This is a genomic window from Klenkia brasiliensis, from assembly GCF_900100695.1.
GTDB lineage: Bacteria > Actinomycetota > Actinomycetes > Mycobacteriales > Geodermatophilaceae > Klenkia > Klenkia brasiliensis.
On record NZ_FNCF01000003.1, the window covers coordinates 320322 to 334178 of the forward strand.

A 13857-nucleotide genomic window follows, 5' to 3' on the forward strand; every position below is an offset into this window, starting at 1 on the left:
GGAGCCCCGTCGCCCTACCCCGGGCCCGGCGGGGGTCAACCGGCCAGCGCGGCCACCAGGCGCGCCCGCTGGTCGGCGGCGGCGCGGGCGACGTCCGCCCAGGCGGGCAGCACGGGCTCGGCCGGCAGCAGACAGCGGTCCAGGGCGGCGTCCAGCGCGGTCGGGTCCACCTCGTCGGCGCCCAGCAGCACCGGCCAGCCCAGCGCCGCCGCCTGGGCGCTCACCTTCGCCCCGCCCACGACCGGGTCGACGGCGATCACCGGCCGACCGCGGCCCAGGCCGAGGACCAGCCCGTGCAGCCGGGAGCTGACCACGACGTCGGCCCGGCCCAGCACCGCCTGCACCTGCGCCACGTGCTGCCGCTGGCCGGAGGGGGTGAGCAGGTCGGTGGCGACGTCGAAGGACCCCAGCCCGCGGTCGGCGACCCACCGCTCGACGACGTCCTGCACGTGGGCGTGCCGGCCGCGCGCGCCGTACTCGGGCTGGACCGGGGCGAAGACGGTGGCGACGACGGCCGGGCCGTCGCGGGGCGGGTCGATGGCCAGGTCCGGCCGGGGCGGCGACCCGGGGGCGTCCCGCGGCCAGACCGCGTCGAACCGGGCGGCCGCCGCGCGGTCCACCACCGACACCCCGACGGCCAGCCGGCGGGCGCGGGGGAACCGGTCGAGCAGGCCGGTGAGCAGCGGGTCCTCCAGCAGCGGTCCGCACACCCAGACCAGGTGGGTGTAGCCGGCCGGGTCGACGCGGGCGTGGTCCACCCCCCGGTCGAGGTAGCGGGCCCAGGCCACGTCGTGCGGGATGCCCGCGCCGGTCAGCCAGCCGCCGACCACCTCGGCGGCGCGCTCGTCGCCGACGGTCGCGATGACCTCGGTGAAGCTGAACCAGCCCACCACGAGCACCCTCATCAGGTCACCGGGTACTTCGGTGCCGAGCCGGCGGGGAGCCCGGCCAGCCGGGCGGCGTCCCAGGCGGCGAACCGGCGCTCCTCGAGCACCCGCAGCCCGGCGTCGACGTCGTCGGGCAGGGGCCGGCGGCGGGCCAGCACCCACGGCACCCCGCGCAGCGCCAGCAGCACCCCGCGGACCAGGTCGGCGTCGCGCGGGGCCGAGCGCAGCACGAACACCGTCCAGCGCAGCGCGCTGCGCCACGGCCGGTGCAGCCAGGCGTTCCACAGCGTGTTGCGCAGGCCCCAGTGCCGGATCCGGGTGTGGTTGGCCAGGCTCGGGTGGTGGTGCATGACCACGTCGTCGACGTAGCGCATCAGCCAGCCCTCGCGCAGCAGCGGATGGGCCAGCGTCTCCTCCTCGCCGCCGATGAGGAACTCCGGCGCGTACCCGCCGACCTGCTCGTAGGCGGCCACCCGGACCACCGACGCGCCGCCCATGAAGCTGAGCAGCACGGTGCCGGGCACGCCCTCGGTCTCCGGCAGCGGGCTGGCGGCCATCTCGGCCGAGATCGGGTCCGGGGCCTCCTCGTCGCCGACCACGATGCGGGCGTTGACCAGGGCCAGCCGGGGGTGGGCGTCGAGCAGGGCGACGGCCCGTTCGAGCCCGGCCCGCTCCCACCAGCCGTCGTCGTCGCAGAAGACGACGTAGGGCGTGGTGGCGGCCCGAACGCCCTCGGTGCGCCCGGCCGCGCCGGTGTTGGTGGGCAGGGCGCGCACCCGGACCCGGGGCCGGGCCGCCAGCAGCGCACGGGTGCCGTCGGTGGAGGCGTTGTCCACCGCGACCACCGGCAGCTCCAGCTCGGCGAGGCGGTCGAGGGTGTGCGGCAGCCAGGCCGCGCAGTCGTGGGTCAGCAGCACCACGGTGAGCCGGTCGGCCAGGCCGGTCACGCGGCGACCTCCGCGGCCGCGGCGAGCACGTCCCGCACGGTGGTGCGCAGCAGCACCGGGTCCACCTCGGTGCCGTGCGGGTCCCCGCGGTACCCGGGGTCGTCGGCCGGCCACAGCACCCGGTGCCGCGGGTGCACCGGCGGGCCCCAGCGGCGCGGCGACACCGGGCCGCTGAGCACCACCGAGGGCGTGCCGAACACCGCGGCCACGTGCGCGGTGCCGGTGTCGCCGGACAGCACCAGCCGGGCGGCGGCGACCAGCCCGCACAGCTCCTGCACGGAGAGGTCGACCAGCGCCGGTGCGCCGTCGGCGACCGTGTCGACCAGCGAGCGCTCCTCCGCCGTCCCCGTGACCACGACGCGGTGGCCGGCGCCCCGCAGCGCGTCCGCCACGGCGGACCACCGCTCGGCCGGCCAGCGGCGGGACCGGGACGCCGCCCCGGGGTGCACCACCGTCGACCCGGGCCGCACCGGCGGGGGCACCGGCAGCAGGCCCTCCAGCGGCGGCGGGGTGGCCGGGCCGCCCAGCTGCTCGGCGACCAGCCGGCACCAGCGGTCGACCTCGTGCTCGTCGTCGTCCCACACCGACCGGTCCGCGGCCGGGCCGTCCCCGGGCCGGGCGAAGCCGATCGTCCGGGCCGGCCCGAGGGCGAGCAACGGGTGCTTGGACGCCGGGCCGTTGCCGTGCAGGTCGACCGCGAGGTCGGGTCGGGCGGGCAGGCCGGCCACGTGGTCGAGGTGCTCGACGGGGACGACGTCGTCGACCAGGCCGGACCCGCACAGCACCTCGGCGAACCGTTCCGGCGCGCCCAGCACCACCCGCCAGCCGGGCAGCCGGCGGCGCAGCAGCGCGAGCGCCGGCAGGCCGGTGACCATGTCGCCCAGGCCGATGGCGCGCAGCACGACGCAGGTGCTCATGCCCGGGCCAGCTCGGCGAGCGCGGTGGTGGACCGCCCGGCCAGGAACGGCACGGTGACCACCCGCCCGCCCCACCCGGCGAGGACGGCGGCCTCCGGCACCGCGACCCCGGAGTAGTCGCCGCCCTTGACCCACAGCTGCGGGCGCAGGCCGCGCAGCACCTGCTCCGGGGTGTCCTCGTCGAAGACGACGACGTCGTCGACGCAGGCCAGCGCCCGCAGGATGCGCACCCGGTCGGCCTGGGGCTGCAGCGGCCGACCCGGGCCCTTGAGCCGGGCGACCGAGGCGTCGGAGTTCACGCACACCACCAGCCGGTCGCCCAGGGCGCGGGCGGCCTCCAGGGTGGCGACGTGGCCGGCGTGCAGCAGGTCGAAGCAGCCCCCGGTGGCGACCAGCACCCCGGCCCCGGTCGGGGTCGGGGCCGGGGCGGCGACGTGCGCCGACGCGGCGCGCACCGCGGCGGCGACCGCCTCCGGCGGCAGCGCACCGCCGGCCAGCGCCCACCCGGCCGCGGCGGCGAACGCGTCCCCGGCGCCGCAGGTGTCCCCGACGTCCACGGTGGGCGCGGGCACGGCCAGCACGCCGTCCTCCCCCACCGTGGCCAGCGCGCCGGCCGCGCCGAGGGTGACCGCGACCGTGCCGGCGGCCCACTGCGCGCGCAGCGCCAGCGCCCGGTCGGCGACCGCGCCGACGTCGGGCCGCGGGCCCGGGTCGGCGCCGGTCGCCTCGACGGCGTTGGGCGTGACCAGCCGGCAGCCGGGCACCGGCGGGGCCCCGCGGGGGTGCGGGTCCCACACGACCGGCCGGCGGCGGGCCAGGGCGGTGAGCAGACCGCGCAGCTCCGGGTCGGCGGTGGCGCCCAGGCCGTAGTCGGCCACCACCACGGCGTCGGCCCCGGCGAGCACCGTGGCCACCGCGTCGGGCAGCGGGCCGACCGGGCCGGGGTCGCCGCCCCGGTCGACCCGGGCCACGGTCTGCCCACCGGCGCGGATCCGGTGCTTGACCGCGGTGCTCCCGGCCCAGGGCACCGCGACGAGCTCCACCCCGGCCGGCAGCACCGACCGCAGGGTGGCGCCGTCGGCGTCCTCGGCCAGCGGGGTGACCAGCACGACCCGGCCGGCGCCGTCGGCGGCGGCGAGCGCGGCGACCAGCCCGGCGCCGCCGGCTCGGGTCCGCTCGGCGGCGGCGCGCACGACCGGCACCGGCCCGTCGGGCGAGAGCTTCTCGGCCCGGCCGTCGGTGTCGACGTCGAGCAGGGTGTCCCCGACCACGACCAGCGTCCTCACGGCGCACCCGCCAGCAGCCGGGCGTCGAGCTCGGCGTCCAGGCCCGCGCACAGCACGTGCAGCAGCACCAGGTGCACCTCCTGCACGGTGGCGGTGAACGGGGAGGCGACGACGAGGGCGTCGTCGGCCACCTCGGTGAGCGCGTTCGGCCCGCGGCCGGTCATCGCCCAGCAGGTGACCCCGCCGGCCCGGGCCCGGCGCGCGGCCTGCACCACGTTCGGGCTGCCGCCCGAGGTCGAGAGCAGGACGGCGACGTCGCCGGGGCGGGTGTGCGCCTCCAGCTGCCGGGCGAAGCCCTCCTCGTGGCCGTAGTCGTTGGTGATCGCGGTCAGCGCGGACACCTCGGCGTGCAGCGCCACGGCGGAGAACGGCCGTCGGTCGTCGCGGTAGCGGCCGACCAGCTCGGCGGTCAGGTGCGCGGCCTGCGCGGCGCTGCCGCCGTTGCCGGCCGCGACCAGTCGGGCGCCGCCGGTCAGCAGCCCGGCCAGCTCCCGCCCCCACCGGGTCGCGGTGGCCACCGCGGCCGCGGACGCGTCCAGCGCCGCGGTCAGGTGCTGCACGTGCTCGGCCCCGACCGGCGTCGCCGGGCGGGTCACCGGGCCACCGCCGGGCGGGGCAGCCGTCGGTAGGCGTCCTCGGTCATGCGGGCGACCTCCTGCCAGTCGTAGGTGGTGACGACGCGCTCCCGGCCGGCCGCACCCAGCCGCCGGCGGCGGTCGGGGTCGGCGAGCAGCGCGCGCAGCGCGGCGGCCAGCGCGGCCGGGTCGCGGGGCGGGACGAGCAGGCCGGTGCCGCCGTCCACGACGGTGTCGGTGAGCCCGCCGACGGCGGTGCCGACCACCGGGACGCCGCAGGCCATGGCCTCCAGCGGCACGATGCCGAACGGCTCGTACCAGGGCGCGCACACCACGACGTCGGCGGAGCGGATCCAGGCCGCCACCTCGTCGCGGGCACCGCGGCCGACCAGCCGGACCCGGTCGGCGACCCCGCGGGCGGCCGCGGCGGAGTGCACCTGGGCGGCGGCCGGGTCGGCGTCGAGCACCTCGGCCGCCGGGCCGCCCAGCACCACCAGCTCGGCGCCCGGGACGTCGGCCAGCGCGGTGAGCACGTCGCCCAGGCCCTTGCGCGCCACCAGCCGGCCCACCACCAGCAGCCGCGGCGCCCCGCTGCGGGGCGCCCGCGGCCCGTCGGGGGTGAAGGCCGTGGTGTCCACCCCGCTGGGCACGACGGTGACCTTCCGCCGGTCCACGCCGAGGGCGACGAGCTCGGCCACCTCGTCGGCGCAGGTGGCGACCACCCCGGCCGCGCGGCGGGCGACCGCGGTCTCGACCCGGATGCGCACCGACGGGCTGGTGTCGGCGGCGCCCTGCCAGCGGCGCTTGACCGAGCCCAGTGCGTGGAAGGTCTGCGCGACCGGCACCCCGAGGCCGTGCGCGGCGTCGACGGCGGCCCGGCCGCTCATCCAGAAGTGCGCGTGCACCACGTCGGGCGGGTCGGCCCGCAGCTCGGTGCGCAGCGCCGCGGCCAGCTCCGGGACGTGCGGCCAGAGCTGGTCCTTGGGCACCTCCTTGGGCGGGCCGGCGTCCAGGTGGCGCACCACCACGCCGGGCGCGAAGTCCACGGTCGGCGGGAGGTCGACGTCGTCCCGGCGGGTGTGCACGACGACGGCGTGGCCGCGGGCGGCCAGCGCGCGGGCCAGCATCGCCACGTGCACGTTCTGCCCGCCGGCGTCCTCCCCGCCCAGGGTGGCCAGCGGGCTGGCGTGCTCGCTGACCAGGTCGACCCTCACCGGGCCACCTCGGCGAGCAGGCCGTCGAGGTCGCCGAGGAACCGGTCGAGGCCGAACCGCGCCAGCGCGGCCGCCCGGGCGACCTGCCCGGCCGCGCGCGCGGAGTCGGGGTCGGCCAGGAACCACCGGACGGCGTCGACCAGCGCCTCGACGTCCGCGGCGACCACCCCGGCCCCGTCGGGGACGGCGGTCGGGGCCTCCGTCGTCGCGAGCACCACCACCGGGCAGCCCATCGTCATCGCCTCCACCAGGGACAGGCCCAGCGAGGTCCACCGCGTGAGGTGCAGGTGGACCCGGCGCCGGGCGACCTCGTCGTGCAGGGCGTGCTGCGGCAGGTCCTCGAACTCCCCGACCGTCGTCCCCAGGGCGGCGGACGCGCCGGTGACCTGCATGCCGAACAGGTCCAGGCCGAAGGGGGCGAAGTGCGGCAGCAGGTCGGTGCCGACGGTGCGGCCGCGGCGCAGCGGCTCGTTGCTGACCACCGACACCCGGGGCAGCTCGCCGGTCCAGCGGGGGCCGGGGTCGACCACGCCGTGCTCGAGCACCCGGGTGGGGGCCACCCCGTTGTCCCAGGCGACGCGGTTGAAGTGCGTGACGTGCACCAGCGGGACGTCGGCGCGGTCGGCGAGCAGGTGCCGGCTGCCGGCGGGGGTGGGCGGGGTGTCGTGCTCGACGTAGAGCGCCGGGACGTCGACGCCGGCCTCCCAGCCGGCCCACGCCCGCAGCAGCTCCAGGTCCCGCGGCCGCTGCAGCACCACGACGTCGACCCCGGCGTCGCGGACCTGCTCGGGCGTCACCTCGACCACCGAGGCCGGCCAGTCCCACGTGCGCGCCCGCCCCAGCCCGTCGCCGGTGCGGCCGGGGACCACCGGCACCAGGTAGCGGTGCTCCCCCTGCACGACGGCGGTCAGCCAGGACCCGTGCACGTGCCAGACCAGGACGTTCACGCCCGCACCCCCACCAGCCGCTGCACGCCCTCGACCACGGCGGCCGGGTCGACCCCGGCCAGGCAGGGGTGGCCGGGCAGCGGGCACACCCGGGCCCGGCTGCCCGCGCACGCCGCGCGCTGGTCGCCGAGGACCACCCGGCGGTCGGTGAGCGGGGCCCACCGGAGGGCCGGCACGACCGGGGAGAACAGGCTCACCACGGGGGTGCCCACGGCGGCGGCCAGGTGCGCCGGGCCGGTGTTGCCGACGGCGACGGCGTCGGCGCCCCGCAGCACGGCGGCGAGCTCGGCGACGGTCAACCGGGCGCCCAGGTCCAGGCCGTGCCCGGCGGCCACGACCGAGGTGAGCGCCCGCTCGTCCGGTCCGCCGGTGACCACCACCGCGTGCCCGGCGCGCGTCAGCGCCGCCACCACCGCGCGCCAGCGGTCGGGCGGGTAGCTGCGGGCGGGGGCGTCGGCCCCGGGGTGCACCACCACGTAGCGGTCGGGCAGGCCGGCCACCGCCGGCAGCACGTCCACCAGCGCGAGCCGGCCGTCGTCCCCGGGCGGGAGGGCGAACCCGGCCCCGGCCGCGACCTGCAGCATGCGCACCGGCTCGGGCGCGTCGGCGGGCTCGGACAGCCGGACGTCCAGCAGCGACCCGGGGAAGTCGGTGCTCACCGCGGCCACCCGCGGCACCCCGGCCAGCCGGAGCAGCAGCGCGGTGGGCAGCGCGCTCTGGTGGAAGGAGGTGAGCACCAGCGCGGTGTCGAACCGGCCGCGCAGCCGGTCGACCAGCCCGGCCACCGCGGCGGGGTCGACCGGGCCGGCCCCGGCGGAGATCCAGGGCGCGTCGAAGACCTCGACGTCGTCCACCCCGGGCAGCAGCCGGGCCACCTCAGCACTGCGCGGCCCGGCCAGCACCGTCGTCGACGACGAGCCGGCGGCCACGGCCCGGACCGCCGGGCCGCACACCACGACGTCGCCGAGGGAGTCCAGCCGCACCACCAGGGCCCGGCTCACCGCTGCCCCACCACCAGCGCGACGGCGGTGCCCAGGTCGCGCGCGACGGCGGGGGCGGCGGCCAGCTCGGCGGTGCGGGTCCCCGCGGTGGGCACCAGGACCGCGCGGGCGCCGGCGGCGTGCGCGGCGGCGACGTCGGACCCGATGTCCCCGACCAGCACGCAGTCGGCCGGCTCGACGCCGAGGGTCGCCGCCGCGGCGAGCACCGACCCGGGCGCGGGCTTGCGGCAGGCGCAGCCGTCGTCCGGCCCGTGCAGGCACACCGCCCAGGCGTCGAAGGGGCCGAGCAGCTCCTCGACCCGGTCGTGCACGGCGGCCAGGTCGCGGGCGGTGAACGCGCCGCGGGCCAGGCCCGACTGGTTGGTCACCACCCCGACCGGCAGCCCGGCGGCGCGCGCGGCCCGGACCGCCTCGACCGCGCCGTCGACGGGCCGCACCCGCGCCGGGTCGCCGTTGTAGGGGACGTCGACGACCAGGGTGCCGTCCCGGTCGAGCAGCAGGGCCCTCGTGCGCGGGGCCTCGTGCACCGGGCGCGGCGGGGTGGGCCGGGTCAGCGCGCGCAGCCACCACCAGGTCGCGGCCGGCGGGATCGCGGCGCTGGTGAGCAGCATCGTGGTCACCTCGGCGCGGTCCCGCGGCCCGGGGCCGATGCGGGCCCACGCGAACTCGGCGGTGCCCGCCGCCCACAGGGCAGCCGCCGCCGGGCTGCGCAGGGTCAGGGCGGCCAGCCCGGCGGCGGTGAGGACGAGGTGGCGCGGACGGCGCCCGGCCGGGGCGTGCGCGCGGTCGCCCCAGAGCCGGCCGTGGAACCGGGCCATGAGGACGTCGTCGGCGTTGCCGCGCTGCTGGCGCAGGCTGGTCCACCGGCCGGTGGGGCGCACCGGGTGGGTGGTGCGGCGCCGGCCGACGACCAGCCGCCGGCCGGTGGCCTGCACCCGCAGCGCGAGGTCGGCGTCCTCCCGGAAGGCGCGGGGGAAGCGCTCGTCGAACCCGTCGACGGCGGCGAGGACGTCGCGGCGGTAGGCCATGTCGGCGGTGATCCACCACGCCGTCGCCAACCCGGCGGTGCCGCGCTCCCAGTCGGTCGGCCGGCGCCCGGCCGGCAGCGGGACGTCGATCTCCGCCTGGGTGCCCGCGAGCCCGTGCCGGTCGGCCTCGGCGAGGTCGGCGGCGAGGTCGGCGCACCAGTGCGGCCCGACCACGACGTCGTCGTCGAGGAAGGCGACCCAGGCCGTGCCCGGCGGGACGGCACGCCACCCGGTGTTGCGGGCGGCGGCCGGTCCGCGCCCACCGCCGTGCAGCACCAAGACGTGCCGGGCGACGTCCGGGGGCAGGTCGCGGACGTCGACCACCGGGGTCTCCCCCGGCTCCCGCCGGTCGTCCACGACGACCAGCCACGTCGGCCGCGGGCCGTCGGCCGCGGCGAGCGCGTCGAGGAGGACGCGCAGCGAGGTCCGCCCCAGCGTGGGGACGACGACGGCGTAGTCCGGGTCACCCATCGGCGGCCGGCCCCTCGCCCGCCAGCCCGTCGTGCGCCCACGAGCGGTGCACCACGAACGGCCCGATGGCCAGCAGGTCGACCGGGCCGGAGCCGAAGCACTCCAGCGCGTCCCGGGGGGTGTCGACCATCGGCCGGCCGGCGGTGTTCAGGCTGGTGTTCACCACCACCGGCAGGCCGGTGCGGGCCTCGAACCCGGTGAGCATGCGGGCCACCAGCGGTTCGGTCGCCGGGTCGACGGACTGGATCCGCGCGGTGCCGTCGACGTGCACCACGGCGGGGATGCGGTCCCGCCAGGCGGGGGCGACGTCGTGCACGAAGAGCATGTGCGGGCTGGGCACCGGACCGCGGGAGAAGATCTCCTCGGCCCGGTCCAGCCGGACCATCGGCGCGACCGGGCGGAACTGCTCGCGGCCCTTGACGTCGTTGAGCCGCTCCAGGTTGGCCGCCCGGCCGGGGTGCGCCAGCAGCGAGCGGTGGCCCAGCGCCCGCGGCCCGAACTCGCTACGGCCCTGGAACCAGGCGACCACGCCGTCGGCGGCGAGCACCCGGGCGACCTCGTCGGCGACGTCGTCGCTGCGCCGGTAGGCCACCTGCGCGGTGCGCAGCACGGCCTCGACCTCGTCGTCGGTCCAGCCCCGGCCCAGGTCGGCGCCGGGGAACGGGGCGGTGGGCTCACCGCCCCGCCAGGACAGCTCCAGCGCACCGCCCAGCGCCGTCCCGGCGTCCCCGGCCGCGGGCTGCACCCACAGGTCGGCGAACCCGGACTCCGCCGCGAGGCGGGTGTTGGCCACGCAGTTCAGCGCCACGCCGCCGGCCAGGGCCAGCCGGGTCTCCCCCGTGGCGTCGCGCAGCCAGCGCGCGAGGTCGAGCAGCACCTCCTCGACCACCAGCTGCACGCTGGCGGCGAGGTCGGCGTGCTCGTCGGTCCACGGCTCGTCGGACCGGCGCGCCTTGGCCAGCGCGGCGAGGTCGACACCGGCGGTGGTGAACCCGCCGTCCCCGGTGGCCCGCACGAGGGTGCGCAGCGCCTCGGCGTGCCGGGGCCGGCCGTAGGAGGCCAGCGCCATCACCTTGAACTCGTCGGAGCTGCGCAGGAAGCCCAGGTGCGCGGTGACGTCCTCGTAGAGCAGCCCGAGGGAGTGCGGCAGCTGCTGGGTCGCCAGCACCTCCAGCACGCCGTCGCGGTAGACCCCGGCCAGCGAGCTGTGCCGCTCCCCGCGGCCGTCCAGCACGAGGACGGCGCAGCTGCCGCCCCAGGGTGCGGCCAGCGCGGCCGAGGCGGCGTGCGCGACGTGGTGCGGGACGAAGCGGACCCGGTCGGGGTCCAGCCCCGGGATGCCCTCGGCGAGGAACCACGGTGCCTGCCGGGCGTAGGTGAGCCGGAGGTGGTCCCACGGGTCGTGCACCCCGGCCCGCTCCGGCGCCAGGTGCAGGTCGGGGTCGTAGGAGTAGGCGACGGCGTCGAGGTCCTCGGGGCGCACCCCGGCGTGCGCCAGGCACCAGGCGGCGGCCTGGTCGGGGGTCTCCCAGGCGGAGAACGGGACCGGCCGCTTGCCGTGCTTGCGGCGGCTGAACCGCTCCTCCTCGGCCGCGGCGACCACCCGGCCGTCGACGACGACCGCCGCGGCCGGGTCGTGGAGGAGGGCGTTGATGCCGAGGACGCGCACGGGTCACCTCGCAGCTCACCCGGGAGGCCGGGGGTCTGCTCAGCGCGCGGTTCGACTGGCCGGGTCATGACAGCACGGGCCCGGGGGGTCCCGCACGTCGACCGGTCGCGGTCGCCGCCCGGAGGGGGCTACGGTCGGCCCGGCTCGAAGACGCGGCCGCCCTCTCGACGGGAGCCGCCGTGCCCAGCCCCCAGCCCGCCGTCCCCTTCCGGCACGCCGTCGTCACCGGCGGCGCCGGGTTCCTGGGCTCGCACCTGTGCGAGCGCCTGCTGGCCGCCGGCACCCGGGTGACCTGCATGGACGACCTGTCCACCAGCGACGGCAGCAACATCGCCCACCTGCGGGGCGACCCCGCGTTCGCCTTCGTCCGGCACGACGTGAGCACCCCGTTCACCACCAGCGACGACGTCGACCTGGTGCTGCACCTGGCCTCGCCGGCCTCGCCGGCGGACTACCTGCGGCTGCCGGTGGAGACGCTGCGGGTGGGCAGCGCGGGCACCGGGCACGCGCTGGAGGCCGCCCGCCGGACCGGGGCGCGGATGGTGCTGGCCTCGACGTCGGAGACCTACGGCGACCCGCAGGTGCACCCGCAGCCGGAGAGCTACTGGGGCCACGTCAACCCGGTGGGGCCGCGCGGGGTCTACGACGAGGCCAAGCGGTTCGGCGAGGCGCTCACCACGGCCTACCGCAGCGCGTACGGGGTGGACACCGCCATCGTGCGCATCTTCAACACCTACGGGCCGCGGATGCGCCGGGACGACGGCCGGGCGATCCCCACCTTCATCGCGCAGGCGCTGACCGGGCAGCCGATGACCGTCGCCGGGGACGGCAGCCAGACCCGCTCGGTCTGCTTCGTCGACGACACCGTGCGCGGCATCCTGGCCGTGGCGGGGTCGGACCTGCCGGGGCCGTTCAACGTGGGGCTGCCCGAGGAGCGGTCGGTGCTGGACATCGCCCGGGCGGTGGCGGCGGTCGTCGGCGTCCCGCCGGACGTGGAGTTCGTCGGCCGCCCGGTGGACGACCCGTCGGTGCGCTGCCCCGACATCACCGCGATCCGCACCCGGCTGGGGTGGGAGCCGCAGGTCGGGCTGGCCGAGGGGTTGGCGCGCGCGGTCGCGTGGTTCCGGGAGACGGCGCCGGCTGGGGCACACTCGGGGGATGGCGACCCGGGGGCTGGTGCGGTTGGTGAACACGTCGGGTCGGGGCGTGCTGTGCCTGGCCGGTGACGTCGACCCGGCCGCGGTGGCCGACTTCCACGCCCGCTACGGCCGGGAGCCGGTGCCGGTGGACGCGGTGGACACCGGCTCGGTGACCCGGCTGTCCGACGCCGCGCTGGACCTGGTCCTCGACCACGTGCGGGCCGGTGAGCTGCGCGGGCGCGAGGTGCCGGTGCTGCGCACACCGCGCCCGGTGGCGGGGTCCGCGCCGCACGCCTGAGCAGTCCTGCGCGTCCCCGTCCGGGTCACTGGATGCAGAACTCGTTGCCCTCGGGGTCGCGGAGCACCACCCAGTAGCCGCCGGGCTCCTCCCCCGGCCCGACCAGCTCCGCGCCGAGCTGCACGAGCTCGGCGGCCCGGGCGTCCACCCGGCGGCGGCGCTCCTCCAGGGGCACGCCGCGGCCCCCGCCCACGGTGACGTCCAGGTGCACCCGGTTCTTGGCGGTCTTGCCCTCGGGCACCCGCTGCAGCAGCAGCCGGGCACCGACGCCGTCCGGGTCGACCACCGACCAGGCGTCGTCCCACTCGTCCTCGGGCACGCCGACCGACGCGAGGTAGGCGGGCCAGCTCTCGTGGCCGTCCGGCGGCGGCTGGTCGACGTAGCCGAGCACCTCGGCCCAGAACCGGCCCAGCCGCTGCGGGTCGTGGGCGTCGAACGTCACCTGGAACGGGTTGGCCACCCCGCCGATCCTGGACCGTCCGGCTCAGGCGGACCAGGCGGGGTCGGTGCGCACCCGGTGCGCGGGGTCCTCGGTGCTGCCCACCCCCGCCCGTCCGCTCCCGGCGCGGGCCCGGCGCAGCGCCTCGCGGGAGGTGAGCAGTCCGCCGTCGGGGTCGGGGACCAGCCGGCGGATCCGGTCGTCGCGTGACCCCATGCTGTTGGGCAGGCTCATGATGAGGTCGGCGGCCAGCTCGTGCGGCAGCGGCGTCAGCCACGAGGCGACGGTGGCCACCAGCCGCGGCGGCACGGCCGGGAACGGCAGCCACACCCGGCGCAGCCCGGCCTCGTCGGCGTAGGCCCGCAGCAGCGCGCTGTAGGTGGGTCGCTCGCCGTTGGACACCTCGTAGGCACCGGCCGGCAGCAGCGCGCGGTCGGCCGCGGCGACCAGGTAGTGCAGGACGTCGCGGACGGCGATCGGCGAGACCGGGTGCCGCATCCAGGTGGGCAGCGGGATGACCGGCACCCGGTCGGCGACGTGCCGCACCAGCTCGTAGGACGTCGACCCGCCGCCGAGCACCACCGCCGCCCGCAGCCACACCAGCTCGGGACCTGCCTCGCCCAGGGCGTCACCCACGTCGGCCCGGCTCTCCAGGTGCTCGGACAGCTGCTCGTCGGGGACGAACCCGCCCAGGTAGACGATGCGGGCCACCCCGGCGTCGGCGGCCGCCGCGGCGAACTGCCGGGCGCTGTCCAGGTCCTGCGCGGCGAAGTCGCCCTCGCCGATGGAGTGCACCAGGAAGTAGGCGACGTCCACCGGACCGGCCGCGGCGAAGGCCGCGGCGCAGGAGTCGCGGTCGGCGACGTCCAGCGTCAGCTCGGTGACCTCGTCGGACCAGTCGAAGCCGGCCAGCTTGCCGGCGTCCCGGGCGGTGGCGACGACGTCGTGCCCGGCACGGTGCAGCGCGACGACCAGCCGCGAGCCGATGTAGCCCGAGGACCCCGTCACCAGGCACCGTGTCATCGCTGGCTGGTGCCCA

General features: G+C 78.4%; 14 protein-coding genes. 2 read left to right on the forward strand and 12 right to left on the reverse strand.

Annotation, left to right across the window (positions count from 1 at the left end; genetic code table 11):
* Positions 1 to 35: 35 nt before the first annotated feature.
* The 10 genes from BLT39_RS10225 to BLT39_RS10265 are packed head-to-tail and all read right to left on the reverse strand — an operon-like array spanning position 36 to position 10942.
* Positions 36 to 905 (reverse strand): polysaccharide pyruvyl transferase family protein, encoded by an 870-nt coding sequence (locus BLT39_RS10225; RefSeq protein WP_091062380.1) that lies wholly within the window; start codon positions 903 to 905, stop codon positions 36 to 38.
* Positions 905 to 1834, reverse strand: a complete 930-nt coding sequence (locus BLT39_RS10230) for a glycosyltransferase family 2 protein (protein WP_165640230.1) — start codon at positions 1832 to 1834, stop codon at positions 905 to 907. Before BLT39_RS10230 ends, BLT39_RS10225 begins: the two co-directional genes overlap by 1 nt.
* Positions 1831 to 2751, reverse strand: coding sequence for a glycosyltransferase family 9 protein (locus BLT39_RS10235; RefSeq protein WP_091062383.1), 921 nt, complete (start codon positions 2749 to 2751; stop codon positions 1831 to 1833). The genes BLT39_RS10230 and BLT39_RS10235 overlap by 4 nt, the downstream gene beginning before the upstream one ends.
* Positions 2748 to 4037, reverse strand: a complete 1290-nt coding sequence (locus BLT39_RS23295; RefSeq protein ID WP_091062385.1) for a PfkB family carbohydrate kinase — start codon at positions 4035 to 4037, stop codon at positions 2748 to 2750. Before BLT39_RS23295 ends, BLT39_RS10235 begins: the two co-directional genes overlap by 4 nt.
* On the reverse strand, positions 4034 to 4633 hold the full coding sequence (locus BLT39_RS10245; RefSeq protein ID WP_091062387.1) for a D-sedoheptulose-7-phosphate isomerase: 600 nt from the start codon (positions 4631 to 4633) through the stop codon (positions 4034 to 4036). The genes BLT39_RS23295 and BLT39_RS10245 overlap by 4 nt, the downstream gene beginning before the upstream one ends.
* A complete protein-coding gene (locus tag BLT39_RS10250) occupies positions 4630 to 5826 on the reverse strand; it encodes a glycosyltransferase (protein WP_091062390.1) in 1197 nt (398 codons plus the stop codon). Before BLT39_RS10250 ends, BLT39_RS10245 begins: the two co-directional genes overlap by 4 nt.
* Positions 5823 to 6773 carry a glycosyltransferase gene (locus BLT39_RS10255; protein ID WP_091062392.1) on the reverse strand — a complete coding sequence of 317 codons (951 nt, stop codon included), beginning with the start codon at positions 6771 to 6773 and terminating at the stop codon, positions 5823 to 5825. Before BLT39_RS10255 ends, BLT39_RS10250 begins: the two co-directional genes overlap by 4 nt.
* Positions 6770 to 7774: a glycosyltransferase family 9 protein gene (locus BLT39_RS22395; RefSeq protein WP_165640231.1), complete on the reverse strand. Its 1005-nt coding sequence runs from the start codon at positions 7772 to 7774 to the stop codon at positions 6770 to 6772. Before BLT39_RS22395 ends, BLT39_RS10255 begins: the two co-directional genes overlap by 4 nt.
* Complete coding sequence (locus tag BLT39_RS22400) at positions 7771 to 9273, reverse strand: HAD-IIIA family hydrolase (protein WP_165640232.1); 1503 nt, start codon at positions 9271 to 9273, stop codon at positions 7771 to 7773. The genes BLT39_RS22395 and BLT39_RS22400 overlap by 4 nt, the downstream gene beginning before the upstream one ends.
* Positions 9266 to 10942, reverse strand: coding sequence for a carbamoyltransferase family protein (locus BLT39_RS10265; protein WP_091062394.1), 1677 nt, complete (start codon positions 10940 to 10942; stop codon positions 9266 to 9268). Before BLT39_RS10265 ends, BLT39_RS22400 begins: the two co-directional genes overlap by 8 nt.
* Before the next feature lie 179 nt (positions 10943 to 11121).
* Here BLT39_RS10265 and BLT39_RS10270 point away from each other — a divergent pair, with 179 nt between their 5' ends.
* On the forward strand, positions 11122 to 12168 hold the full coding sequence (locus tag BLT39_RS10270) for an NAD-dependent epimerase/dehydratase family protein (protein ID WP_091062396.1): 1047 nt from the start codon (positions 11122 to 11124) through the stop codon (positions 12166 to 12168).
* Complete coding sequence (locus BLT39_RS10275; protein ID WP_131801462.1) at positions 12128 to 12379, forward strand: hypothetical protein; 252 nt, start codon at positions 12128 to 12130, stop codon at positions 12377 to 12379. The genes BLT39_RS10270 and BLT39_RS10275 overlap by 41 nt, the downstream gene beginning before the upstream one ends.
* Before the next feature lie 25 nt (positions 12380 to 12404).
* Here BLT39_RS10275 and BLT39_RS10280 read toward each other — a convergent pair whose 3' ends face one another.
* Together BLT39_RS10280 and BLT39_RS10285 are read right to left on the reverse strand one after the other, a co-directional pair.
* The gene (locus BLT39_RS10280; RefSeq protein WP_091062400.1) at positions 12405 to 12839 is read right to left on the reverse strand and encodes a VOC family protein; all 435 of its coding nucleotides are present in this window, start codon (positions 12837 to 12839) and stop codon (positions 12405 to 12407) included.
* 24 nt (positions 12840 to 12863) lie between these two features.
* A complete protein-coding gene (locus BLT39_RS10285) occupies positions 12864 to 13826 on the reverse strand; it encodes an NAD(P)H-binding protein (protein ID WP_165640233.1) in 963 nt (320 codons plus the stop codon).
* Positions 13827 to 13857 lie beyond the last annotated feature (31 nt).